This is a genomic window from Lelliottia sp., from assembly GCF_045627565.1.
Taxonomy (GTDB): Bacteria; Pseudomonadota; Gammaproteobacteria; order Enterobacterales; family Enterobacteriaceae; genus Enterobacter.
Window position 1 is genome coordinate 141937 of record NZ_JAZQNX010000023.1, and the last position, 24762, is coordinate 166698.

The window sequence follows — 24762 nt, forward strand, 5'->3', positions numbered from 1 at the left end:
GGTTCCGCATAACGAACATACGGCTCCGTGAGGATGGTTCTGTTCCAGGCTGAAACACGTAAAGAAGAACTTTTTGCTGGAACACACCGGGCACTGAAAACGGATGTTGGGGATATCACCTCCAATCAAATGAATGGAGTAACTACCATAACGCAAATTTATAGGTAGAAGGGATATATCGTCTGCAAACGGAGTGAAACGTCGCTGTAAAAGTAAAGGAGAAGACAGCGATCCCCGCTGCATTTTTCATGTTTACTCTCTTCATCCATCACGCCGATAGCCTGCCCATATTCATGGCACCGAATGGAAGTGCTCCGTTTGTTTGAAAGAGGTGGTGATGTCCACTTAACCGTTGCTATGAGCACGGTTAAGTGGAATTTTTTAGATTGGTTTACGTAACCGAAAACGTATATCAGGCCAGCTTGAATATAGAGACCGTGGTTTTAAGCACCTCAGATTGATCCCGAAGAGATTTAGCCGCTGCTGAAGCTTCTTCAACGAGCGAGGCATTCTGCTGGGTCACCGTATCCATTTGAGCAACCGCCTGGTTTATCTGTTCAATTCCACGGCTTTGTTCATTGGTTGAGAGTGCAATCTCAGACATCAGCTCTGAAACTTGTTTCACAGAAGCAATAATTCTCTCCATGCTTTTACCCGTCTGTTCAACGCGTTCGCTCCCCAGCAGCACCTGTTTTCCAGAAAGCTCAATAAGCTCTTTGATCTCTTTTGCTGCCATCGATGACCGCTGCGCCAGATTTCGTACTTCAGTTGCTACAACAGCGAAGCCGCGCCCCTGCTCACCCGCGCGCGCTGCCTCAACGGCAGCGTTGAGCGCCAGAATATTAGTCTGGAAGGCTATAGCCTCGATGAGACCAATAATTGATCCTATTTTCTCAGAACTCGCTTCAATCTCTTTCATTGACGTTACGGCAGTACCCACAATGGTATTGGCTTCCTGCGCAACGTTACGCATATTTCCTGCAAGGATATCGGCCTGGCGGGTATTGTCAGAGGTGTGTTTAACCGTTGACGTCAGTTCTTCCATGCTGGCCGCTGTTTCGCCAAGCGAGGCCGCCTGAGCCTCCGTTCGTGCAGAAAGATCGGTATTGCCAGCTGCAATCTCCTCGGAAGCAGAAGCCACACTTTGGCTCGAATGGCGCACCTGCGAAATTATGTCGGTAAGGGAAAGACGCATTTCTTCCAGAGAGGTAAGCATTCCTCCAATTTCATCTTTCGAACCCGTATCGAGAGGAAGATGCAATTCTCCGGCGGCCATTTTCTCGCAATGTTGTTTTGCCGAATCAAGTCGGGAAAGAAGACGACGCCTGATTAAAATAAAGATGGCGATCATTACCATGGTAAAAATCAAGGCAAAAACAGTAATACTCAAGATGCTGTTAAAGAACCTTTTTTGAGCTTCCTGATTAAGCTGTTTCGCATAACTCTCACGGAAAGAAAGCAATTTATCCAGGGTAATTTCGAACTCACGATCAAGCGCAGGAACCGTAGTAGCCATCAGCTGGTTAAAGCGGGCGGTATCTTTATCCTTTACTGCGTCAATGAGCAGAGTTAAACCTTCATCAAGGTAACGTGTCCAGGCTTTTTTATAGGGCTCCGATAATGCGTCTTCTCCGGCAATATGAGTAGCCGACTCATAGTGCTGGAAGGCAGCAACGGCTTTCTCCTTCACGCTCATGGCACTGTTAATTGAGGATTCCGCTTTTACGTTATCGCCAAGGGACATATAAATCATTGCTTCAGATAATTTCACTCGCAGTGTTCTGCTGTGGTTGATAGGGTCAATCACCGAAAGAACCACGCGGATTTCTTTGTTTACCCGATCAAGGGAATCATTACTCCGTGTGAGTGACCAGAGATTGGACGCTGAACTAACGAGGAAAATACCCAGTAAAAATATTAATACGATTAAAGAAAAACGTCTTACAGACACAATGCTCCCCTTGTTTGACATGGCAGTGAGATAATACGTTTTCAGCTCATTAAGCTTAGTTCTGAGAGTAGTTATCGGCGCCTGCATGACAATGTTGAGTCCTAAATTAAACAATCATTTATAAACAATCACTTAAGATAAACCACACAATGTATTCTCTGCTGAATAGAAGAGCATGCATACCTTTAGAGTCAGTAAAATGGGCAAAAAAAACAACAGATCTCTTGATTATCAATATTTGCCATTTCAATAGCAGGCAAAACATTAGCCATCAATTAATTTCGCTTTTTCAGCTCGATTTCTGAAAACCTCGTATTTTTCACCCATTAAAAATAGCAAGTAAAAATGAGATTGATGTTTTCGCTCATAAAGTCTTGAAATTCACTGTGCCAATAGAATTACATTGTCAATCGTTTTGATTTACTTTTAGTTTTGCATTGCCAGAAATATCCCTTTGAGGAATGCAGATCGCATATTCCACTTAGAATTCCTCATGGTTCATTTTTTTAATCAGTCGGTTGTTTTGACTGGGTATTTACGTTGCTGGCACGCCCAATTTTTGCGCCATGATGTCTGGCCTGAGAGTTATAAGCAGTTGATTTGTTTCAGCCAACGCAACAAGCTTTGATAGGGACAGTTTTTGCAGAACCTTTGCTAACTCCGCATTAATTCCAGAGAAGATGGCTGGTTCATCGCAATTGGAAATCCGTTGAATAAGAAGAAGATACGATAGATTCAAATAATGAATTTCTTTAAGACACTGAGAAGCGGAGTACATTACTATAACCTTTAAGAGATACGTTATGGGTCCTTCCATAGTTACGTTAAAAATGGTTGTCGACAGCAAAAAACACTTCGCCGGATTATAATTTAACACATGACATTTAACTCATTATCTGGCTTGCTTTTATACGAAATACATAACATTCCAATGACTCAATATGATTCAACAATGACGAGATTTTTCTGGTCAGTATGCCTCCGTGAGCAAACCTTTAGAGTGAGAGGCGTTTTTACCAGTGAAAACAGAATATTTTTGTCAGGTTTACCTGCCAGGATAATTTGCGTTAAGGAAGGCGCACTTTATCAAGTGATACCGAACGTTAAGGATATAGCCCCTACTTTGACTTATACCCATAGAAAATGAGAGGACGTCGCCTATGAGCTTCGCGTCACCGATATATTCTCTATAACTTACAAAAACACGTTATTTAGCTATGTTACAACAAAAACCTTAAGAAAAACTTAATATTAATAATTTTAAATTTCAGAGAATATATTCTCGCTCTGCCTGTTGCAATTATGAACAGTAAAATCAGCAACGCTTCAAAAACCCAGTCATTAATTGTTACCCCCCGCTCTGAATGATGAACAAATCCGATCGGTTCATGCGTCCTGAATACGGGACTTAATACCGTCACCGATGGCCGTCATCTATCTTCATATCGGGATAATATTTAGGTTAAGGAATGACAAATGTCTTGTTGAATACTGTCGTGACTTTCGCGTCTGCGGTGTGTCGCAAATGAGTATAAAGAGAATCAAATAGCCCAGCCTCAGTCAAGCAACTCACCTGGCTACTGAATGCATCCAGGCAAGCGGTGACCCGTTTATGGTTATATCTTCTTTCGTCGCTTTGCCGAGTACATCACCTCGTCACTTTCTTTAAGCATCTCCCCTAGCGACGCGTATCGGCCCGTACCACTGTGCAACATTCCATAGGAATAGTTAATATTGTAGGGCTTGCCAGACTCTCTGTTGTAATCATTCACACTGCTTCGCAGACCTTGCAAAAAAGAGTCAGCCTGAGCCTGGTGAGTAACGAGAACGGCAAATTCATCCCCTCCAAGACGCCCTGCGATATCTCCGGGACCAAGATGCTGGTACAACAGCGCAGAGAATACTTTCAACACTTCATCACCTTCAGCATGTCCCCAGAGATCGTTGATGGGTTTGAATTTATCGAGATCAAAAAAGATAACGCTGAATGCTGCATTCTCTTCATCAAGGTTGCGGAATCTTTTTTCGCCCGTGGTGTAAAAGCCACGGCGATTAGATATGCCTGTCAGGCTATCGGTCATGGCCATGCCAATCACCTTGAATTCATCCTCTACTATAAAGGCCAAATCCCGGAGTGAGGCATTATCATCGTCGTTAAAGCCACGTGGTTTGGTATTAATCAGACACAGCGCACCAGCAACCCCTCCATCAGGCAGATGGACGGGATAACCGGCGTAGAATCGTATGTAAGGCTCACCAATAACCAAAGGGTTATCATGGAAACGTTCATCGTTAACTGCGTCGTTAACAATAAAGGGGCCTTCCTGCAAAATGACATGACCACAAAAGGAGATGTTACGGGGCGTTTCACGAGTACCTAGCCCTTCACACGCCAGCAACCACTGGCGGTCGCGATCAAGCAGGCTAATCAGTACGACAGGTACCTGAAAAATTTTCTTTGCGATGCGGGTTAAGCGATCAAAACGTTCATCTGCACCTGTATCAAGAAGGTCTGCCAGATAAAGGGATTTTAATCGTTCTTCCTCATTTTCCGGGATGCCAGGAAATTTCATATGACCTCAAAAAGCTAAACACGTTAATGCCCGATGTTTTTATGCCGTCAAGACTGACTCCGTCTTATCCGTCGTTTGAATATAGTACAAATGAAACTGCCCGCCCTCCTGAACGCTGACGGGTATCGCTGCTTTGGGTTCGTCGCTGGTTTTCACCCCGTAAGATCAGTGCCAAAAGGGTTTGAGAAAGGTAATCGCGCCCTAAAACCATACGCCTCACTGAGCCGTATTGGCGCGCGATGGAACTCTGCTGTAAAACGTGCTGGCATTCGCCGCCGCAATCCGTACCATACACCGCACACTTTCGCATGCTGGTTGTTATCCGCAGGCGCTGACCCGTCTTTTATGACCAATCCGATGGGGCACGAAAATGCGCAGAGGGTGTATGAAATCTATGCTACAGGGATAGAAGTGGCAATGCTGAACCCTACGCTTGGCTTAAAATGGATTTGTCCCGCTGGTGCCCCATTTGATATTTGAGTAAAGAATACATGCAACAGAATCAAGAAATTACCAAGAAAGAACAATACAACCTGAACAAATTACAGAAGCGTTTGCGCCGTAACGTGGGCCAGGCGATTGCTGACTTCAATATGATTGAAGAAGGTGACCGCATCATGGTTTGCCTTTCAGGGGGTAAAGACAGTTACACGATGCTGGAGATTTTGCGCAATCTGCAGCAAAGCGCACCGGTGAAATTTTCTCTCGTGGCCGTCAACCTGGACCAGAAACAGCCTGGCTTCCCTGAGCACATTCTGCCGGAATACCTTGAGCAACAGGGCGTCGAATATAAAATCGTCGAAGAGAATACCTACGGGATCGTTAAAGATAAGATCCCAGAGGGAAAAACGACCTGCTCACTGTGTTCACGTCTGCGTCGCGGCATTCTTTACCGTACTGCGACAGAGCTTGGCGCGACCAAAATCGCACTGGGCCATCACCGCGATGATATTCTGCAGACATTGTTCCTGAACATGTTCTACGGCGGCAAAATGAAAGGCATGCCACCGAAGCTGATGAGCGATGATGGGAAGCACATTGTCATCCGTCCGCTGGCGTACTGTCGCGAGAAAGATATTGAGCGCTTTGCACAAGCGCGTGAGTATCCGATAATCCCTTGTAACCTGTGCGGTTCGCAGCCAAATCTGCAGCGTCAGGTGATCGGAGATATGCTTCGCGACTGGGATAAACGTTATCCTGGCCGCATCGAAACCATGTTTAGCGCGATGCAAAACGTCGTCCCTTCACATCTGAGTGACGTTGAGTTGTTCGATTTCAAAGAGATTCAACACGGTTCTGAAGTCGTGGCGGGTGGCGATTTGGCGTTCGACCGTGAAGATATCCCGATGCAGCCAGCTGGCTGGCAGCCGGAAGAAGATGATTCGCAGCTTGATGAGATGAGACTGAATATCATCGAAGTGAAGTAAAATCATGGCGTCTCAGATAGCGCATCTGAGACGCTTTTTTTATGGCTTATTTCAGCAAGCGAACCCGGCAAGTTTTGCCTTTGATCTTACCGTTCTGCAATTGCTTCCAAACTTTATTCGCCACAGACTGACGAACCGCGACGTAGACATGCGCGGGATGCACAGCGATTTTGCCGATATCCGCCCCATCAAAGCCCATATCTCCGGTCAACGCACCCAATACATCACCTGGACGCATTTTGGCTTTTTTACCGCCATCAATACACAGGGTCGCCATTTCCGCCTTGAGTGGGACAATACCGACGTTGCTCGACGCACTCTTCCAGTTCAGTTTTAGCTGTAGCATTTCAGACAGAATGTTGGCACGTTGGGCTTCTTCTGGTGCGCAGAGGCTGATCGCCAGACCGCTGTTGCCCGCACGCGCGGTACGCCCGATACGGTGAACATGCACTTCCGGATCCCACGCCAGCTCAAAGTTAACCACCAGCTCCAGTGATTTGATGTCCAGACCACGCGCGGCAACATCCGTTGCGACCAATACGCGTGCACTGCCGTTGGCAAAACGAATCAACGTCTGATCGCGATCGCGTTGTTCCAGGTCACCGTGCAATGCCAGTGCACTCTGCCCTGCCTCTTCAAGCGCTTCGCAGACCGCCTGACAATCTTTTTTGGTGTTGCAGAAAACGACGCACGACGCTGGCTGATGTTGACTCAACAGCTTTTGCAGCAGCGGAATTTTGCCTTTTTGCGAAGTCTCATAGAATTGCTGCTCAATGGATGGCAATGCATCGACGGAATCAATTTCGATAGTCGCGGGATTTTGCTGAACGCGTCCGCTGATGGCGGCAATTGCCTCTGGCCACGTGGCAGAGAAAAGCAGCGTCTGGCGCGTGGCGGGCGCAAAACGGATTACTTCGTCAATCGCGTCGCTAAAGCCCATATCCAGCATGCGATCGGCTTCGTCCATCACCAGCGTTTGCAGCGCATCTAACGAAACCGTGCCTTTTTGCAGGTGATCGAGTAAACGCCCCGGCGTGGCGACAATAATGTGCGGCGGATGCTGGAGTGAATCGCGCTGAGCGCCAAACGGTTGACCGCCGCACAGCGTCAGAATCTTAGTGTTCGGCAGAAAACGCGCCAGGCGACGTAATTCACCGGCCACCTGATCGGCGAGTTCACGAGTGGGACACAGCACCAGCGATTGAGTCTGGAATAGACCAGCGTCAATTTGCTGTAAAAGCCCAAGACCAAATGCGGCCGTTTTCCCACTGCCGGTTTTGGCCTGCACGCGAACGTCACGTCCTTCCAGGATCGCCGGAAGAGCGGCCGCTTGTACAGGGGTCATCGCGAGGTAACCCAACTCGTTAAGATTATCGAGTTGGGCGGCAGGCAGAACGTTCAGAGTAGAAAAAGCGGTCACAATGTAGTCTCAAGGTAAAAAGTCACAGTCATTTGGCGCGTATCCTCGCAGATCTCCGTGGCTGATGCGACAATTTAATCGGTTCTTCATCTGGCGGCGGGTCCGGCATGGGTTGCGGACGAGGAATAGGATCGGGAATTGGCACCGGTTCAGTGGGGATGGAATTGGATAGCGGCGTTTGCCCGTGGAGCAATGCTAATAATGCACTCATGTTACCCTCCAGTTTATCGGCTGACTCTCTTAGGGTAGACGCTGAGATCCTACAGGCAAAAAAAAGCCGACTAATTTAGTCGGCATTGTACGAATCAATTGTGCTATGCAGTAATTCAAAAAAGGAAGTAAGACAATATGGAGCGCAACGCCCATCGCTTGACGTTGCATTCACCTGCGGGAGTAATAGTGCACCGAAAGGGGTAAACGTTTATTGACTTCGCTCAAATAAAATAGCGTTTTGAAGCGGAGTCAACGCGAGAAAAACGTAAATTTACAGCCATTTACTACGATGCAACCACCACGCAACACCCCCTATCAAAACAACTAACATGATGCAGAAAGCCGAAAAACCGAACTGATAACCACCGCCTGGAATACCACCTAAGTTGACGCCAAAGAGTCCAGTCAAAAATGTGCTGGGTAAAAAGACCATCGCCATTAACGACATGGTGTAAGTTCGGCGCGACAATGACTCCTGCATCACCTGTGCAATTTCATCACTCATCACCGCCGTACGGGCGATACAGGAATCAATTTCATCCAGACCTCTGCCCAGACGATCGGCAATATCCTGCATTCTGCGGCGCTGATCGTCGGCCATCCAGCTCAGGCGTTCGCTGGCAAGGCGAGCATAGACATCGCGCTGGGGCGTCATATAGCGACGCATCACAATCAACTGTTTTCTCAGCAACGCCAGAGAACCCCGCGGGGGGATATGCTGATCGAGCAAATTATCTTCGAGATCGATAATTTTGTCGTGCAGCTCTTCAATAAACTCACTCGCATGATCGGTCAGCGCATCGCAGACATCGACCAGCCAGCCACCGCAGTCGGCAGGCCCTGTGCCTTCTTTAAGATCGTTAACCACGTCATCAAGCGCGAGCACTTTGCGCTGACGCGTGGACACAATCAGGCGTTCGTCCATATAAAGACGCATGGCAACCAGCTGATCGGGGCGTTCGTCGGTACTGCCATTAATACAGCGCAGTGTAATAAGGGTGCCATCGCCAAGACGGCTGACGCGAGGCCGCACGCTATCGCCCGCCAGGGCATCACGTACGTTATTGGGGAGCAATGGGGTTGAAGCCAGCCATTGCGCACTGTCAGGATGGGTATAGTTCAGATGTAACCAGCAAGGATGTTCACTGTCGATGACATCGTTATCTTCCAGGTGCCGCGCCCCACCCTTACCGTCAAGCAGCCACGCAAACACCGCGTCCGGAACGTTAACCTCGGATCCTTTAATGCCTTCCACAGCGCCTCCACCATTTCGAAATCATGGTTGTCAGTCTAGCCGTCACAAAATGTTATTCAACATTTAAGCGTGCCAGTGCGCTGAATCTACTGATAAATTGTTTCTCAAAACGTAAAAAAGCCCGGCGAACCAGGCTTCTCTCTATTAATACACTTGCTCGGCTCGTCGAGGGAAGATCGCCGAGGGAGAACGTTGTCGCGCCTGGCCCGTAAATTCATCCTTTTCTTCGAGTCTGAAGTTGCGGGTGCGCGCCTGTAACTCGATGACCTGGTTTTTCAGCACATCCGAGGAGCCCGATAACTCATCGACCATCGCCACGTTGCTCTGCGTCACGCGTTCAAGCTCAGAAAGCGCCTGCGTAATTTGCGTGATCCCTTTTTCTTGCTCGGCGGTCGTCGCCGATATCTCATCCATCAATTTGCTGACATGGCCTGAGCCGTTCACAATTTCGTGCATGTTCTTTTCTGCTTCTGACACAACAGTTACGCCCTGAGTGACATTATTGCTGGTGACATCAATCAGCGATTTAATGCTTTTTGCCGCTTCGGCGCTACGATGCGCAAGATTACGTACCTCTCCAGCTACCACTGAAAAACCTTTGCCATGATCGCCCGCTCTGGCCGCTTCTACCGCCGCATTCAGCGCCAGAATATTGGTCTGGAAAGCGATGCCGTCAATCAAAGTGATGATTTCCGTCATTTGCTGGGCACATTCGGTAATGGATTGCATGTTGTGCGCAACTTGCCCCATTAACTCCCCACCCTTGCGTGCCTGGACGGTCGCGAGATTCGCGCGCTCGCTGGCCAGCCGGGTATTGTCTGCATTATTCCGGGTGCTTGCTGCCATTTGCTCCATGCTGGCCGCGGTCTGGATCAGTGAGGCGGACTGCTGCTCTGTTTTGACCGAGAGTTGGGCGCTACGGGACGACAATTGCTCAGATAGGGTCATCGCAGTATGCGACGATGCCCTGATTTCGCGAACCAGAGTGGCGATATTGCTGGATAAACTATTGATACCAGGAATTAATCGTCCAGCGCAGTTATTACCAAACTCAGGAATGGAAACAGAAAGGTTACCTGACGTGACTTCTTCGATACTTTTTTTCACCGTATTGATGGGGGTCACAAGATATTTTGTCATATACGACCAAAGCAACAAAACCGCAAGAACATTAACAATATTAACTGCAATAAAAAGTGTTGTGCTTTTTGATAAAACCAAAACTAATCCGTCAATCATAAAAAGCACAATCATCAAAAAGTAAATAATAAAAGTCCTTACGCTAATATTTCTCAGCATAATTGATCCCACGCAGCGTTTTGGAGAAGGTATTATGTTTATAGCATTCGCCCTTTCTTTTTCCACCTATTTTTAGTGGTATTTGTTATTTGCATACTGAAATCACGGATTTAGCTTAAGTCAGAATAATGGCCTTTACGGTAGCTACAACCAAGCCATAAATGCTTTTACACTGTTATTTCAGGTGATAATGACAGATTCATTAGCCAAACCAACTAATAATCGAAATCGCTTTATTAAGAAGAGGTGAAACTAATCATTAACATCATGTAGCATCACTAAAATGAAAATAGAAGAATATATTCTGCACGTATTCATGGTGCAAAATATTAACCTGTTTGTTGTTGATTTTAGATAAGCAACTAATCTTGGAATTAGTTAAAGTAAGCGTAGCGGTGTTGAATCGTGCACCGAATGAACTCATACCGATTTTTATAGCATGGGATGACATAATGCTGGATGTGTCCTGGGACCCTGTCCTTATCGCCATCTCTTTCCTGGTGGCCTTTATCGCGTCATTTGTCGCATTAGACAGTGCAGGGAAAATCTCTGGTGCCAGCCGTAAAGCCGCGTTCTGGTGGCAAATGGCTGGCGGTATTACCCTGGGAATTGGCGTCTGGTCTATGCATTTTATCGGAATGCTGTCGATGAAAATGCCGATGGCCATGAGCTATGATTTTTGGCTCACCGCCACCTCGCTAGGCGTCGCTATCCTGGCCTCGACCAGCGCGATTCATATTGCGGTACCCGGTAACGCCCTTTCTCTTTTCCGTTGGCTGTTTTCCACGTTGATACTGAGCGCGGGCGTCGTTGCTATGCACTATATCGGGATGGCCGCGTTAATGGTCCACGATCAAATCATCTGGAATATGACTATCGTTCTGATTTCAGTGTTGATTGCAATCGTCGCCTCCGGCGCGGCGCTCTGGCTTGCCTTCCACTTACGCCACCGGCATAAAGGTGTGTTTATCAACCGTATCGCGGCAGCTATCGTGATGGGGTTAGCCATCAGCGCGATGCATTACACCGGAATGAGCGCGGCCGATTTTCAGCATAACGCACACACTCTTTCTGGTGGTGTAGGCGAACTGGATCTCTCTATCTGGGTTTCGTCCACCACGCTTGTTCTGCTGGGGATTATGCTCATTATTTCACTGGTTGACTCTCATTTCCGCACTCAGCGCCTGACGGATAATTTGCGACAGTTGAATAAGCAACTGGAGCTACAGGCTCGGTTCGATGCCCTGACGGGGCTTGCTAATCGCCATCAAATGGACATCAGCCTCCAGGACTGCTTGCATACCTCGTTGCTGAATAAAAAACAGTTTGCGGTCATGTTTCTTGATATAGACCATTTCAAGCTGATTAATGATGCCTGGGGGCATCAGGTGGGCGATGAACTGTTAATCAACGTGGCTCAGCGCATTACTGCCCGGCTGGTGCCGGGTATGACCCTCGCCAGACTCGGCGGTGATGAGTTTATTCTGCTTGTGCCCGACTGTGATGACGAAAAAATAACGACGCTTTCTATGACCCTTCTCGATGAGATTCGACGCCCCTTTGCGATCTGTGGTCATGCGATCAATATCACGCTGAGTGTTGGTGTCAGCCTCTACCCCCAGCACGGCGAAACGCTCCATGAACTCAAATTTAAAGCCGATGCGGCGATGTACCACATCAAACAAGAGGGGCGTAACGGCTGGGCAATTTACCGCCCTGAGATGTCGAAAAGTATAACGGCGGAACCTTCATTTCTTCAGGATCTCACTCAGGCGCTTGAGCGTGAACAGTTTGAGCTGTGGTATCAGCCTATCTATCTTGCCGACGCTAATGAAATTCACGGTTTTGAAGCGCTGATCCGCTGGCATCATTCTGAGCAAGGTGTGCTTCTGCCGGCTGTTTTTTTACCTTCACTGGAAAAAACAGGTTTAATCATTCCCGTTGGCGTCTGGGCGATTGAACAAGCCTGCAGGCAACTGCGATTCTGGACGGAGCAAGGCTTCAGTCAGTGGACACTTTCATTTAATTTGTCTCCTGTACAATTTGAGCAACAGGATATATTTGAGATAATCACGAGCACCATTCAAAAATATAACCTTGAGCCTTCACGACTGATTCTTGAGGTCACCGAAAGCACCGCGCTTAAAAATCTTGAACGTAGCATCGAATTGTTAAATGCCTTTAGCCAGGCGGGATTTATTGTCTCTATCGACGATTTCGGTACGGGGTATTCTAATCTGCTCATGTTAAATGTCCTTCCTGCCAAAGAGTTGAAAATTGATAAAAGTTTTATCGACAGCATGTTGGATAACAATAAAAGCCAGAAAATTGTCGAAACCATAATCAACGTCGCCCGTACCATGGATATGGTCGTGGTTGCGGAGGGAATTGAAACGGCAGAACAACAGCAGATACTGGCAAATCTGGGGTGTGATTATTTGCAGGGATATTATTTTTCACGCCCCCTACCAGCCGAACAAGTTCCCTGGCTGGTATTACAAAACAAATCCGATAAACAAATCATACCCATTGGCAAAAATCACGTGGACCTTCCCCACAATTCACAAAAAAATCATGCCTGATGTGAATAAGTAGAGTATGTTTCAATAAAGCCCACGCGTGTTCATTCCGTCGTGGACATCAGGCAGCGGTACTGATGATCGGGAACACTCTATGTCGCTACCCAGCTATGAAGCGCTCAATTTTATTAAAACACCCGTTTGGTTAGTCTCATCCGTTTCTGAGCAAGTCATATTCGCTAACTTAGCGGCGACAGCCTTGATGCTGAATAAATCACTCAACGATATGCGTAACGGGGTTTTTTCAGCAAATGCCCAGCATCTGCTTTCCATGTACGTCCCGGATCTTAAATCTGAACTGGATATCATCGAAGTCTGGACAGTCTGGCGCGACCAGCAAGAAACGACGTTAAGCTGTCGGCTGTCACTCGCTCATGACGAAAACATTGGCGACGTGATTATATTTGAGGGCATTGCGTCTCAAATGCCGACGGGACTTAAAGCCAGCCGGTCAGCAAATTATCAGCGCAAAAAACAGGGCTTTTACGCCCGCTTTTTTCTGACAAATAGCGCCCCGATGTTGCTGATTGATACCGCGCGTGATGGTCAAATTGTGGATGCCAATCTGGCAGCCCTGAATTTCTACGGCTACACCCATGATGCGATATGCAGCAAGCATACCTGGGAAATAAACACGTTAGGCCGTGATATTTTACCGATCATGAATGAGGTTGCGCGCCTTCCCGGCGGGCATAAACCGCTTAATTTTGTTCACCGCCTCGCGGACGGGTCAACCCGACATGTGCAAACTTACGCTGGGCCGATTGAAATCTATGGCGATAAATTGATGCTGTGTATCGTTCATGACATCACCGAGCAGAAGCGTCTGGAGCAGGAACTGGAACATGCCGCGATGCGAGATTCGATGACTGGCCTGCTTAATCGTCGGCAATTTTATCGCATTACCGAGCAAACCAACCCGTCTTATTTACCTCTTCAGGACCAGTTCAGCTTATTGCTGGTCGATACCGACCACTTTAAAAATATCAACGATGTCTTTGGCCATCTGAAAGGTGATGAAGTCTTGATTTCGCTTTCACGCACGCTCGAAGCCTGCAGCCGTAAGGATGATTTTGTGTTTCGCTGGGGCGGCGAAGAGTTTGTTATTCTGTTGCCGCGCACGCAGCTGGATGTCGCAATGCAGGTTGCCGAAACCATTCGTGCTGCGGTTGCACGCATCGCGATTCCCGGTCTGCCGCGCTTTACCGTGAGCATCGGAGTTGCACGGCACAATCCCGATGAAAGCATTGATGAGCTTTTTAAACGGGTTGATGACGCGCTGTACCGTGCTAAAAATAATGGACGAAATAAAGTGTTGGCAGCCTAAGAACTGGTGTAATGATAAAAGCCTCGTTACAATGCCCCGCTTAAATAAACGGATTTCAGGTGGGTAGCTTTTGCTATGGAAAAAACAGAAGTAATACTCATCCTAATTATTTTAGTGATAATTATATTTGGCTTGTGGTTTATTTTCAGCGGGCAAATGTGGCATTTAGTGGCGTTCCTGGAGAACTGGCTTTACCCTTCGATTGACGCGCCATGATGCACGTATAACCCTTTGTTTCAACTACCGGAATTGTCAGCTGTTGCTGCGTGAAAAAATGCGTAAGATGATAAATGTGACCCTCCGTGATGGGTTAACACAGCATTAATCATTGGCTTATGTTGCCCGTTCTCTGACGGGCTTTTTTATTTATACCGCCTGATAAATTAATGCTTTTCGATATACATCGTCCGGCTATAAGCCACGTCTTCCGCATTATTTATCGGATAGCCTTTCACCCACGGCTTAATTAAACGTCCGTTGGTATATTGATAAATGGGTGCAATCGGCGCTTTTTCTGCAAGAATTTTCTCTGCTGAATTGTAATCTGCATTCCGCGCTTTTACCGTTGTCTCCAGCGTCGCCTGATTGATGATTTTATCGTAAGCCGGATCGTTGAAACGTGAAATATTCCCGGTGTGCGTTGAGGTGAGTAGCGACAGGAACGTTGAAGGTTCGTTGTAATCCCCGACCCATGACGCTCGAATCACGTCGAAATTACCGGTGTTGCGGCTGTCGATGTACGTTTTCCACTCCTGGTTCTGCAGCTTCACGTCTACGCCAAGATTTTTCTTCCACATCGACGCCACCGCGATCGCGATTTTTTGATGGTTTTCAGACGTGTTGTAAAGCAGCGTGAGTTTAAGCGGGCGTTGCGGACCGTATCCTGCGGCTTGCAACAGCATTTTTGCCTGCGCGTTTAGCTCCGCTTGCGACATTTGCTCAAACGGTGATGGCTCGGCCGTAAACCCTGCCGTCACGTCAGGGGTAAAGTGCCAGGCCGGTTTTTCACCGGTACCCAGGACCTTCTCGGCCATGATCCGACGGTCAATCGTCATACTCAACGCCAGACGTACGCGCGAATCCGCAGTCGGCCCCTTTTGGGTGTTAAACGCATAATAATATGTGCCGAGCTGTGGCGGCGTATAAACCTGCCCCGGGATGTCTTTCAACAGCTTCTGATAAAGATTTTTCGGGAACGATTCGGTGATATCAATATCCCCCGCCAGATAGCGTTTCGTGGCTGATGACTCCTGGTTGAGCGGCACAAACGTCACTTTTTGCAGCACCGTTTTGCCGTTATCCCAGTAATGGGTATTGGGCTCAACAACCAGTTTTTCGTTCACCACGCGGTCTTTTAAAACATATGCCCCGTTACCCACCAGCGCGCCCGGTCGGGTCCAGTCTTTATTGCCTTCAACGTTGGCTTTCTGCACAGGATAAAAAGCAAAGCTCGCCGTCAGATTGGCAAACCACGGCAACGGTTTATCCAGCTGTACACGCAGCGTTTTGGCATCAACAGCCGTCACGCCCAGTGAATTGGGCAGCGCTTTACCATCGATAATACTCTGAGCATTAGTGATCCCCGCCAGCGCCGCAAACCATGCAAACGGAGAGGTCGTTTTAGGGTCGACCAGACGCTGCCAGCTGTAAACGAAATCTTCTGCCGTCACTGGCGTCCCGTCAGACCACTTTGCGTTATCGCGCAAGGTAAACGTCCAGGTGCGGTTGTCATTACTCTGCCATTTTGATGCGACACCTGGAATCAACGCGCCCTTTTCGTTCTGATTCACCAGGCCTTCAAACAGATCCCGGATAACCTGGATTTCTGGTAACCCCACGGCTTTAGCAGGGTCGAGCGATGCTGGCTCATCTTTGATATGACGCACCAGTTCCTGTTTTTGGGCCAGTACGGTTCCCGAAGGAACATCAGCCGCATGAGAAAACGATGAGAGCCCGCACAGCCAGAGTGCGGTACAGAGCAGCGAGACAGGATGCTTCATAAGATCCCCTTTAAAAGGTCGGTGACGAGCAGATGCGTAATTATTTGTTTCAAAACAGAGAAATGCAAACTTCTTACCGCGGAAAGGTGATATCTGGCTATTTTCTCCTCACGCTGAAACTATTTGATTAACCGCGAGTTTTACACAACACTGGCAGTCATGAGCCCTTTATCAGGATTTCGTATGTCACCCAACCGCCCAAGAACGGAACGTGGTGTATTTCCACGTGGAACCGAACACTATGGCCGCTCTTTTTTGGGCGCGCCGCTGATCTGGTTCCCCGCGCCACAGGCCGATCGCCACAGTGGATTGATTATCGCGGGTACGCACGGGGATGAAAATTCATCGATTGTGACACTTTCCTGCGCGCTGAGAACGCTAGCCCCTGAGCGACGTCGTCATCATGTGGTGCTGACGGTCAATCCGGATGGCTGTCAATTGGGATTGCGCGCCAACGCGTGCGGCGTCGATCTCAACCGTAATTTCCCGGCGGCCAACTGGCGCGCAGGCGAAACGGTATACCGCTGGAACAGTGCCGCTGAAGAACGAGACGTGGTGCTACTGACCGGCGAAAAGCCCGGCTCAGAACCGGAAACTCAAGCGTTGTGCCAGCTAATCCATCACCTTCATCCCGCATGGGTTGTCACGTTTCATGATCCGTTGGCTTGCATTGAAGATCCCCGTCATACGGAGTTAGGCGAATGGTTAGGCGAGGCGTTTTCGCTACCGGTAGTGACAAGCGTGGGCTACGAAACGCCAGGGTCATTTGGTAGCTGGTGCGCCGATCTCGGCCTCCACTGCATTACTGCGGAATTCCCGCCCGTCTCCTCTGACGAAGCGAGCGAGAAATACCTCGAAGCCATGACGGGTCTTCTGCGCTGGGAATCTCAGAGATGAAGCGTACCGGTGGTGAAATTCAACGCCGGTGAAACATCCACCGCGAGCCAGGTGGGTCCATCGAGATCGGCAAAGCTGACCTGCTCCGCCAGCGGAAGCGCAGCCGTTATGGCACGTGAGGTGCAAAGCATACAGCCCAGCATGAGTGCAAACCCCTCTGCACGCGCCTGTTTCGCCAGCGCCAGTGCTTCGGTTAAGCCCCCCGTTTTATCAAGCTTGATGTTAACCATTTCATAGCGCCCTTTCAGGCTCGCCAGATTTTCGCGTGTATGACAACTCTCATCCGCGCAAATGGGCAACGGATGGATAAAGTTCGCCAGCGTCGCATCATCCTGCGCCGGTAATGGCTGCTCGAGCATAGCGACCCCCAGATCCGCGAGCAGTTGGCAGCGAGCGGCCAGGCCTTCACTTTTCCAGGATTCATTGGCATCAACAATCAGCGTTGCATCAGGGACCGCGCCACGAATCGCCACCATGCGTTCGCTGATTAAATGATCGTCTATTTTCACCTTCAGCAAACGCGCTCCAGCCTCATACAATGCTTTCGCACTGGCGGCCATCTGCTGGGGCTCACCGATCACGACGGTTTGGGCCGTGACGATGGTTTGCGGTAAAACCACACCCGCTGCGCCGGAAATCGTCTGATGATTTTTCTGCGCTTCCAGCGACCAAAGTGCGCAATCCACGGCGTTACGCGCTGCGCCTGCAGGCAAAAGTCGTTGCAAAGCATTACGCGTCACGCCTTTTTCAAGGTCAGGCAAGATAGTCATAATTTGTGCCATAACGGATGCGAGACTCTCACCGTAGCGCGGATATGGCGTGCATTCCCCCACGCCCTTTATGCCATCTTCTTCAATTTCGACAACCACGACGCTCGCTTCACTGCGACTGCCACGAGAGATCACAAACGGGGTATGCAATGGCCATGCTTCTTCATAGACCTTGACGTTTCTCATCACTCGCTCCTGTAAGGCAAATTTGGTTTGCTGTGTTATCTGCTGATGTCATACACTACCTACGACGTTAACTATTTGTAAACAGGAAGATATCTATGTCACAACTCGTTCATTTTCAGGGCAACCCAGTTACTGTTGCAGGCTCTATTCCACAGGCTGGCAGCAAAGCGCAGGCTTTTACCCTCGTAGCGAAAGACCTGTCTGATGTAACGTTGGGCCAGTTTGCTGGCAAACGCAAAGTTCTGAATATTTTCCCAAGCATTGATACCGGTGTTTGTGCGGCTTCCGTGCGCAAATTTAACCATTTGGCGACTGAAATGGACAACACCGTGGTGCTGTGCATTTCCGCTGACCTGCCGTTTGCCCAGTCCCGTTTCTGCGGTGCAGAAGGTCTGAGCAATGTCATCACCCTTTCTACACTGCGTAGCCAGGATTTTGTCGAAAACTACGGCGTTGGGATCGCAGAAGGCGCTCTGAAAGGCCTGACCGCGCGTGCGGTACTGGTCATCGATGAAAACGACACCGTTGTTTTCAGTGAACTGGTTAACGAGATCACCAACGAACCGGATTACACCGCAGCGCTGGAAGTCTTAAAAGCGTAAGCGAAAAAAAAGCCTCCATCTGGAGGCTTTTACTTTTATGACTCGTCTGTTTTCTTCTGATTCAAACCGTATTCACGCAGCTTATTGGCGATAGCCGTATGCGAAACACCTAATCGCTTCGCCAGTTTACGCGTGCTGGGATAGTTACGATAAAGCTGGGTCAGCACTGAGCGTTCAAAACGACTGGTAATATCGTCCAGCGATCCTTCCATCGCTTCTTCGCCAACCGCCAGGGTTCCGGCATCATAATCTGGCAGCAGGACATCCTGAGGGCGTAATTCATACCCTTCAAGCTGGGTCAGTGCCCGATAGACCGCATTCTTCAGCTGCCTGATATTACCCGGCCAGTTATAGCGCGTCAGCATTGTACCCAAATCGGCGGAGAGCTTCGGACGCGGCACCCCCTGCTCGTCGGCAAAACGCGCCACGAACAGTTCGGTGAGCGGCATAATGTCTTGTGGACAATCGCGTAGCGGCGGAATATTCAGCGTCAGCACGTTCAGGCGATAATAGAGATCCTCGCGGAACACCCCTTTCTGAACCAATTCAACAAGATTCTTCTGCGTGGCGCAAATCACACGGACATCAACATGCACCTCATGATCTTCCCCCACGCGGCGGAACGTCCCGTCATTCAGGAAGCGCAGCAGTTTAGCCTGCATACGCGGTGACATTTCACCAATTTCATCCAGGAGAACGGAACCGCCGGTGGCCTGCTCGAAGAAGCCTTTTTTCCCCTCAGGGGCATGACCGAAAAGCTCGCTTTCGACCGCGTCTTCGGGAATGGATGCGCAGTTTAACGCCAGATAGGGTTTCGCCGCTCGCGGGCTGGCCGTGTGAACGGCATGGGCCAGCAGATCCTTGCCGGTTCCTGTCTCGCCAGTAATGAGCAGCGGCGCGGTGAGATTCGCCAGCTTGCGCGCCTGATCGACCACGTGTCGCATCTTCGGACTCACCGCAATCATCTGGCTAAATGCCCCCACATCCTGATTGGAAAGATTCTGCAACTGTCGGCCCATACGAATGGTAGATCGCAGCATGATCACCGCACCGGTGAGTACTGCAGCGTCGTTCTCGCCCTGCAAATGAACCGGCGTGATTTCCATCAGGAAATTTTGGCCGTTGATAACGACGTGTTCGCTTAGCGTGCTCTGCGGATTGCTGTCGAGCCAACGCTGAAAATTGAATCCCGTAATCAGCTGCGAAGCAAGATGGTTGCTGAGCTTTTCCTGGCTCTGGCCGAAAAGCTGACAGCTCGCCAGGTTGGTACGCTCAACTTTGCCTTTCAAATCCAATGATAAAAAGGGCTCGGGCATCGCTTCGAGCAGCGCGCTCAGCGCCAAATGTTCACGCTCAGATGGCATCCACGGCACGGTACGCACATCCGTAACGCCAGCGATACGCCGGATTTCTGCCATCAGGCTGCTAAAGGTATTGAATTCGATTTCGGCAAAATTGAGATAAATTCGTCCAATGGGATCGATGTCGATGCCGCGTAAATCAATGTCACGCAAAACAAGGAGATCGAGTAACTCGCGGGTCAGACCGATACGGTCCTGACAGAACACTTCCAGACGCATGGGAAATTCACTCTCTAAGCCAGTAGCTTTAAATAATAAGTCAGATATCGTCTGGCTGGAAGCTCGCTGTCAACAAATATTGACAGCGAGGTGTTTTTTTAGGCGTTTTACTGCGGCTTTTTGCTCAATGTCTCTTTCAACTGCCCGATCAGTTCACGACGGAAATCCCCAAGCCTCGGTTTGTCATCATTTAGCCAGGGTAACGGACGACACAACTCCATCGCCTTAATCCCTAATCGCGCAGTCAGCAGCCCCGCACCAATCCCTTGAGCTGCTCGAGTGGATAATCGCGCAGCCAGGTCCTGGGACATCCAGTCCATCCCAACTTCTCGTACCAGCTCACTGGCTCCGGCAAAGGCCATGTTCAGCAGCACCAGACGGAACAGGCGCAAGCGACTGTAATATCCGAGTTCAATACCGTAAAGCGTCGCAATGCGGTTAATAAGTCGCAGATTTCGCCACGCGATAAAAGCCATATCCACCAGCGCCAGAGGGCTAACGGCGATCATCAACGTGGATTCCGCCGCAGACCGGCTGATCTCCCGGCGAGCCTGGGAATCAAGAACCGGCTGGACGATAGAGGCGTAGAGCGAGACGATTTCGCGATCGCTCTGCGTTTCATGAATTGCGGCATACCAACGCTGAAGAGCGGGATGAGACTGATCAATGCCCGCCTGGCTCGCCAGTTTTTCACAAAAGACGCGCCCCTTCCCGGTCGCATGGCTGTGTAATAAATCACGCGCCTCATCACGCTCATGCGCGCGCTGACGTAAACGCCACAGGCGACGCCATTCTGTCGCGACCGAACCAACACCCGCACCGATGATAAGCGCCCCGGCGGCACAACCGCCCAAAGCCACCCAGTCCTGCGTTTGCCACGCATTCATGGTCCACTGAACGCCCTGGCCGACAACGCTGATGCCGAATAACGTCAGCCCTGCCGTGACCATTTTTCGCCATAAGCTGCGTTTTGGGCGAAGCGCTGCTTCCACGACAGCCTCTGCGGGTCCTTCATCAGACAGCAACTCTTCCGCCACGGCTGGCGCAAAGTTTTCGGCTTGCGGCCCGCTAAACGCCTGAGCCGCTTTAAAGGCTTCGGCCCGCTCCTGCTCCAGCGTGCCGGGAAAATCAATACGGGGCTTTAGGGGTTCCGTCATCGCAATTTATCTCCAATCAAAAACTCCAGCGCCGCATCCAGGCGAATGTGCGGCAACGGCTGGTCAACATTCATTATTTGTGGGCGGAACGCTTCAAACTGAAAACCCTGGTTTTGCCAGAAGGCTTGTCCCGGAAGACGCGCAGGGACTTCACCGGGATAAACCGTTAACGGTTCACCGTCGCTCAGACGGTTGCCGCGCAGCGCCGGGATTTTTTCGCCATTGACGTCAATCAGCCCACTCTGCGTCGCCTGTACGGACGCCAGGCCCAGACAATCCATGCTGATTCCTTCAAACGCCGCATTTTGCCAGGCGTCCTGAACCAGCTGTTGCAGCAGCGCAACCATATTGGCATGTTGATCGACGGTCACATGATCGGCCTTGGTGGCAGCGAACAGCAATTTATCGATCACCGGCGAAAACAGTCGGCGAAATAACGTGCGCTGCCCGTAATGGAAGCTTTGCATCAACTGCGTGAGGGCCAGGCGCATATCGTTAAAGGCATGCGGCCCGCTGTTAAGCGGTTGTAGGCAATCCACTAGCACAATCTGGCGATCAAATTTGAGGAAGTGATTTTTGTAGAACCCCTTCACCACTTTCTCGCAGTAATAGTTGAAACGCTCGCGAAGCATGCCGACGTTGGTGTTTTTATCGGCCATCGCCAGCTTTGATTCCCCCCAGGCATCAACATCAGGCCATGGGAAAAATTGCAGTGCAGGCGCCCCGGCCATTTCACCCGGCAGAACAAAACGCCCCGGCTGAATGAAATGCAGCCCCTCTTTTTTGCACTGGTGGAGATAGTCGGTCCAGGCTTGCGCGATCGCGGCCAGCCGATTCTCATCTGCAGGCGCCAATGGATCCAGCCCGGCGCACAGTTCCTGCCATTTTAGAGACCACTCCGCACGTTGGCCTTGTAACAACCCCGTCATCTGGCGAGACCAGCTCAGGTAATCCTGCGCCAGCATCGGTAAATCAAGTAGCCATTCGCCGGGATAATCGACGATTTCAAGATAGAGCGTCGAGGTGTCCTTGAAATGGCGGAGCAAAGAATCATTCGAGCGGAACCGCAGCGCCAGACGAATTTCGCTCACACCACGCGTGGGGGTCGGCCATGAAGGCGGCGTGCCATAAAGCTGCGCCAGCCCTTCATCATAGGTGAAACGCGGGATGCCAAAATCACGCTGTGGTACGCGTTTTACGCCGAGTAAACGTTCCTCGCGCGCAGCACTCAGCAAGGGCAGACGAGCTCCGGTATGCAGATTGAGTAACTGATTAACCATCGCCGTAATAAATGCGGTTTTGCCGCTGCGGCTCAAGCCCGTGACCGCCAGGCGCAAATGGCGATCAACGCCTCTGTTAACCAGTGAATTCAATTCATTTTTAAATCTCTTCATCGCCATCCTGTTTTGCCCCGAAGACTGTCGATATTGACTTCAGAATACAATAAATTGGGGCAGATCGTTGATTTTCAATTCAATCTGACTGTCATTCCCCTTTTTTCTGCCGTAATATAATAAAATTCCCGCTACGATGGAGTTGTCAGGTGTATGTCACCCACAATTTATGATATTGCACGTGTTGCCGGCGTCTCAAAATCAACCGTGTCCCGTGTTCTTAACAAACAAACGAATATCTCTCCTGAAGCACAAGAGAAAGTGCTAAAAGCAATCGATGAATTAAATTATCAACCCAACAAGCTCGCCCGCGCCCTCACGACATCGGGCTTCGATGCGATCATGGTTATTTCCACCCGTTCGACCAAAACAACAGCCGGTAATCCATTCTTCTCAGATGTTCTTCACGCGATAACCGCAAAAGCAGAACAAGAAGGCTTTGACGTTATTTTACAGACTTCCAAAAACAGTGAAGATGATTTACAGAAATGTGAAAGTAAAATTAAACAGAAAATGGTGAAAGGCATTATTATGCTGAGTTCACCCGCCAATGAAGCATTTTTCCCAAGACTCGATGCGCATGGAATTCCGGTTGTGGTTATTGGCAAAGTTGAAGGTGACTTTACGAATATTTTTTCAGTAGATACGGATAACTTCCATGACAGCATGATGTTAACCGAAAAATTTATTAAACAAGGCTATCGTGATATCGCCTGCCTGCACGCTCCGCTTGAATATCTCGTCTCAATTGATCGGCTGGCGGGTTATAAAACCTGCCTTGAGAATAATCATATTGCGTTCAATTCTGATTGGGTTGTAGACGGTGGTTATACGCATGAAAGTGCGCTGGATGCCGCCTGTAAATTACTTTCCGCTGCACATCCTCCTCGCGCTGTATTTGCCACAGACAGTATGAAATTACTGGCGCTATATCGCGCTGCGGATGAGTTAAATCTGATGATACCTGAACAACTTGTTGTTGCCGGATACACCGATCCCATGCTGTCACTGATTTTGACACCTGCCCCAAGTGGTTTTGATATCCCGACGCGAAAGCTTGGTGAAGAAAGCTGCGATGTATTATTTAAACGGATCGCGGGCAAACCCGCACCACAGCGAGTCATCGTAGAAACCCATTTCACCCAGACTGCCTCTGTAGCCTGAATCCAGGGGCATATTGCCCCTGGGAAAGCACACCTAAAATGCGTAATTCACGCCGACGCCAGCATAGTGGAATCGGTCGTTTTTACCTTCATCATGGTTTTGCCATTCGTAGGCATATTCCAGCGTCATTGAGAGGCCGTTGGCAAAATCATACGCATACAGCATGCCCAAACGATTAAAGTCATGTCCTTCACGTTCAGGATCGTCTTGCCAGTCCCAATTTGACCAGCGATCCAACCCAATGCGGGTGTAGGGCGTCAATGTGGTTTGCCCCAATGCAATAGGCAGATAAGCACGAATTTCCTGGGTGGAGAATTCCCCATTATTACGACCACCGTCAATATTAAAGCCGCGTTCTAAATAGTAATTTGTTTTAAAAGAAAACGTTTTATTAATCGTCCAGGTAAATCCTGTTTCAGTCTCAACACGACTATCAGAATAGCCTGTCTTTTCGAGATCGTTTGCAAACTGATACATTGCGAACCAACCGTTAAAGCGCCAGTTATCACTCAGTTTGAGATCCCAGTCAGGTTGGATTTTGTAGCGTTGCATATTTGCACTACCGTCTTTTGCACCATGCTCATCTTTAAAATGATAACCATAATTGCGAAATCCACCTGTCAAACCAAGCGTAAAGTCGTCACTGCCAATGAAGCGATAGCGTAACTCGAATTCCGGACGATCAAAATAGGTCCCTCGAGTCATGCTACTGTAATCAACGGGTCCTTCCTGATACATAGCAAGTGAGACCGTCCAGGCATCGTAGGTGGCATTAAACCAAACGGAAGGCTCATATAAACCATCTTTATCATCACCCTGTCCTTCGACATTTTCGATTTCATACATCGCGCCAATATTAAAATCCCATTTTTTAACGGCCTCTGATGCCTGGGCGTTCATCATTCCTGCGCATAATAAAAGCGCAGCATTTCTCAGTATAGTACTCATCAATATATTCCTTTATAAAA

General features: G+C 49.2%; 20 protein-coding genes and 1 pseudogene. 8 read left to right on the forward strand and 13 right to left on the reverse strand.

Annotated elements, in window-relative coordinates; translation table 11 throughout:
• Nucleotides 1-412 precede the first annotated feature (412 nt).
• The 3 genes from ACKI5T_RS12930 to ACKI5T_RS12940 form a co-directional block, all read right to left on the reverse strand.
• The gene (locus tag ACKI5T_RS12930; RefSeq protein ID WP_407437933.1) at nt 413-1951 is read right to left on the reverse strand and encodes a methyl-accepting chemotaxis protein; all 1539 of its coding nucleotides are present in this window, start codon (nt 1949-1951) and stop codon (nt 413-415) included.
• 535 nt (nt 1952-2486) lie between these two features.
• Nucleotides 2487-2768 carry a flagellar transcriptional regulator FlhD gene (locus ACKI5T_RS12935; protein ID WP_407437979.1) on the reverse strand — a complete coding sequence of 94 codons (282 nt, stop codon included), beginning with the start codon at nt 2766-2768 and terminating at the stop codon, nt 2487-2489.
• 799 nt (nt 2769-3567) lie between these two features.
• Entirely contained in the window at nt 3568-4524 is a 957-nt protein-coding gene (locus ACKI5T_RS12940; RefSeq protein ID WP_407437935.1) for a sensor domain-containing diguanylate cyclase, read from the reverse strand.
• A gap of 192 nt (nt 4525-4716) precedes the next feature.
• On the opposite strand from ACKI5T_RS12940, the pseudogene ACKI5T_RS12945 reads away from it, so the two are divergent.
• Together ACKI5T_RS12945 and ttcA are read left to right on the forward strand one after the other, a co-directional pair.
• Nucleotides 4717-5004 (forward strand): annotated as a pseudogene (locus tag ACKI5T_RS12945) (tyrosine-type recombinase/integrase); the annotation flags it as partial.
• 11 nt (nt 5005-5015) lie between these two features.
• The gene (ttcA, locus tag ACKI5T_RS12950) at nt 5016-5951 is read left to right on the forward strand and encodes a tRNA 2-thiocytidine(32) synthetase TtcA (RefSeq protein ID WP_407437937.1); all 936 of its coding nucleotides are present in this window, start codon (nt 5016-5018) and stop codon (nt 5949-5951) included.
• A 46-nt stretch (nt 5952-5997) separates the two neighbouring features.
• On the opposite strand, the gene dbpA is transcribed toward ttcA, so the two are convergent.
• From dbpA to ACKI5T_RS12970, 4 genes are all read right to left on the reverse strand, one after another.
• Entirely contained in the window at nt 5998-7371 is a 1374-nt protein-coding gene (gene dbpA / locus ACKI5T_RS12955; protein WP_407437938.1) for an ATP-dependent RNA helicase DbpA, read from the reverse strand.
• A gap of 28 nt (nt 7372-7399) precedes the next feature.
• Complete coding sequence (locus tag ACKI5T_RS12960; protein WP_407437981.1) at nt 7400-7564, reverse strand: hypothetical protein; 165 nt, start codon at nt 7562-7564, stop codon at nt 7400-7402.
• A gap of 291 nt (nt 7565-7855) precedes the next feature.
• The gene (gene zntB, locus ACKI5T_RS12965) at nt 7856-8839 is read right to left on the reverse strand and encodes a zinc transporter ZntB (protein ID WP_407437939.1); all 984 of its coding nucleotides are present in this window, start codon (nt 8837-8839) and stop codon (nt 7856-7858) included.
• Nucleotides 8840-8983: 144 nt separating this feature from the next.
• The gene (locus ACKI5T_RS12970) at nt 8984-10138 is read right to left on the reverse strand and encodes a methyl-accepting chemotaxis protein (protein WP_407437941.1); all 1155 of its coding nucleotides are present in this window, start codon (nt 10136-10138) and stop codon (nt 8984-8986) included.
• Nucleotides 10139-10590: 452 nt separating this feature from the next.
• On the opposite strand from ACKI5T_RS12970, the gene ACKI5T_RS12975 reads away from it, so the two are divergent.
• The 3 genes from ACKI5T_RS12975 (at nt 10591) to ACKI5T_RS12985 (ending at nt 14260) form a co-directional block, all read left to right on the forward strand.
• Nucleotides 10591-12720: a putative bifunctional diguanylate cyclase/phosphodiesterase gene (locus ACKI5T_RS12975; RefSeq protein ID WP_407437943.1), complete on the forward strand. Its 2130-nt coding sequence runs from the start codon at nt 10591-10593 to the stop codon at nt 12718-12720.
• Between the two features lie 91 nt (nt 12721-12811).
• On the forward strand, nt 12812-14044 hold the full coding sequence (locus ACKI5T_RS12980; RefSeq protein WP_407437945.1) for a diguanylate cyclase: 1233 nt from the start codon (nt 12812-12814) through the stop codon (nt 14042-14044).
• 75 nt (nt 14045-14119) lie between these two features.
• On the forward strand, nt 14120-14260 hold the full coding sequence (locus ACKI5T_RS12985) for an Ecr family regulatory small membrane protein (RefSeq protein ID WP_407437947.1): 141 nt from the start codon (nt 14120-14122) through the stop codon (nt 14258-14260).
• 167 nt (nt 14261-14427) lie between these two features.
• Here ACKI5T_RS12985 and ACKI5T_RS12990 read toward each other — a convergent pair whose 3' ends face one another.
• Nucleotides 14428-16044, reverse strand: a complete 1617-nt coding sequence (locus ACKI5T_RS12990) for an ABC transporter substrate-binding protein (protein WP_235133344.1) — start codon at nt 16042-16044, stop codon at nt 14428-14430.
• Nucleotides 16045-16227: 183 nt separating this feature from the next.
• Between ACKI5T_RS12990 and mpaA the strand changes: the two genes are divergently transcribed.
• Nucleotides 16228-16941: a murein tripeptide amidase MpaA gene (gene mpaA, locus ACKI5T_RS12995; protein ID WP_407437948.1), complete on the forward strand. Its 714-nt coding sequence runs from the start codon at nt 16228-16230 to the stop codon at nt 16939-16941.
• Here mpaA and ycjG read toward each other — a convergent pair.
• The gene (gene ycjG, locus ACKI5T_RS13000; RefSeq protein ID WP_407437950.1) at nt 16932-17897 is read right to left on the reverse strand and encodes an L-Ala-D/L-Glu epimerase; all 966 of its coding nucleotides are present in this window, start codon (nt 17895-17897) and stop codon (nt 16932-16934) included. The genes mpaA and ycjG overlap by 10 nt on opposite strands.
• A 95-nt stretch (nt 17898-17992) precedes the next feature.
• Between ycjG and tpx the strand changes: the two genes are divergently transcribed.
• A complete protein-coding gene (tpx, locus tag ACKI5T_RS13005) occupies nt 17993-18499 on the forward strand; it encodes a thiol peroxidase (RefSeq protein WP_407437952.1) in 507 nt (168 codons plus the stop codon).
• Nucleotides 18500-18534: 35 nt separating this feature from the next.
• Here the strand turns inward: tpx and tyrR are convergent, their stop codons facing one another.
• From tyrR to ACKI5T_RS13020, 3 genes are all read right to left on the reverse strand, one after another.
• A complete protein-coding gene (tyrR, locus tag ACKI5T_RS13010) occupies nt 18535-20079 on the reverse strand; it encodes a transcriptional regulator TyrR (protein WP_407437953.1) in 1545 nt (514 codons plus the stop codon).
• Nucleotides 20080-20186: 107 nt separating this feature from the next.
• Nucleotides 20187-21236 carry a TIGR01620 family protein gene (locus tag ACKI5T_RS13015; protein WP_407437955.1) on the reverse strand — a complete coding sequence of 350 codons (1050 nt, stop codon included), beginning with the start codon at nt 21234-21236 and terminating at the stop codon, nt 20187-20189.
• On the reverse strand, nt 21233-22630 hold the full coding sequence (locus ACKI5T_RS13020; RefSeq protein ID WP_041689416.1) for a YcjX family protein: 1398 nt from the start codon (nt 22628-22630) through the stop codon (nt 21233-21235). The genes ACKI5T_RS13015 and ACKI5T_RS13020 overlap by 4 nt, the downstream gene beginning before the upstream one ends.
• Before the next feature lie 153 nt (nt 22631-22783).
• Between ACKI5T_RS13020 and ACKI5T_RS13025 the strand changes: the two genes are divergently transcribed.
• A complete protein-coding gene (locus ACKI5T_RS13025) occupies nt 22784-23794 on the forward strand; it encodes a LacI family DNA-binding transcriptional regulator (RefSeq protein WP_407437956.1) in 1011 nt (336 codons plus the stop codon).
• A 33-nt stretch (nt 23795-23827) separates the two neighbouring features.
• On the opposite strand, the gene ACKI5T_RS13030 is transcribed toward ACKI5T_RS13025, so the two are convergent.
• Nucleotides 23828-24742: an OmpG family monomeric porin gene (locus ACKI5T_RS13030; RefSeq protein ID WP_407437958.1), complete on the reverse strand. Its 915-nt coding sequence runs from the start codon at nt 24740-24742 to the stop codon at nt 23828-23830.
• Nucleotides 24743-24762 lie beyond the last annotated feature (20 nt).

Bases quoted from the DNA above. Each gene is read 5' to 3' on its own strand.
- ACKI5T_RS13025 (WP_407437956.1), top strand. From the start codon at position 22,784: ATGTCACCCACAATTTATGATATTGCACGTGTTGCCGGCGTCTCAAAA.
- ACKI5T_RS12935 (WP_407437979.1), bottom strand. From the start codon at position 2,768: ATGGAAGGACCCATAACGTATCTCTTAAAGGTTATAGTAATGTACTCC.
- ACKI5T_RS12975 (WP_407437943.1), top strand. From the start codon at position 10,591: ATGCTGGATGTGTCCTGGGACCCTGTCCTTATCGCCATCTCTTTCCTG.
- ACKI5T_RS13015 (WP_407437955.1), bottom strand. From the start codon at position 21,236: ATGACGGAACCCCTAAAGCCCCGTATTGATTTTCCCGGCACGCTGGAG.
- tpx (WP_407437952.1), top strand. From the start codon at position 17,993: ATGTCACAACTCGTTCATTTTCAGGGCAACCCAGTTACTGTTGCAGGC.
- mpaA (WP_407437948.1), top strand. From the start codon at position 16,228: ATGTCACCCAACCGCCCAAGAACGGAACGTGGTGTATTTCCACGTGGA.
- ttcA (WP_407437937.1), top strand. From the start codon at position 5,016: ATGCAACAGAATCAAGAAATTACCAAGAAAGAACAATACAACCTGAAC.
- ACKI5T_RS12970 (WP_407437941.1), bottom strand. From the start codon at position 10,138: ATGCTGAGAAATATTAGCGTAAGGACTTTTATTATTTACTTTTTGATG.
- ACKI5T_RS12980 (WP_407437945.1), top strand. From the start codon at position 12,812: ATGTCGCTACCCAGCTATGAAGCGCTCAATTTTATTAAAACACCCGTT.
- ACKI5T_RS12985 (WP_407437947.1), top strand. From the start codon at position 14,120: ATGGAAAAAACAGAAGTAATACTCATCCTAATTATTTTAGTGATAATT.
- ycjG (WP_407437950.1), bottom strand. From the start codon at position 17,897: ATGAGAAACGTCAAGGTCTATGAAGAAGCATGGCCATTGCATACCCCG.
- ACKI5T_RS13020 (WP_041689416.1), bottom strand. From the start codon at position 22,630: ATGAAGAGATTTAAAAATGAATTGAATTCACTGGTTAACAGAGGCGTT.
- ACKI5T_RS12990 (WP_235133344.1), bottom strand. From the start codon at position 16,044: ATGAAGCATCCTGTCTCGCTGCTCTGTACCGCACTCTGGCTGTGCGGG.
- tyrR (WP_407437953.1), bottom strand. From the start codon at position 20,079: ATGCGTCTGGAAGTGTTCTGTCAGGACCGTATCGGTCTGACCCGCGAG.
- ACKI5T_RS12940 (WP_407437935.1), bottom strand. From the start codon at position 4,524: ATGAAATTTCCTGGCATCCCGGAAAATGAGGAAGAACGATTAAAATCC.
- ACKI5T_RS13030 (WP_407437958.1), bottom strand. From the start codon at position 24,742: ATGAGTACTATACTGAGAAATGCTGCGCTTTTATTATGCGCAGGAATG.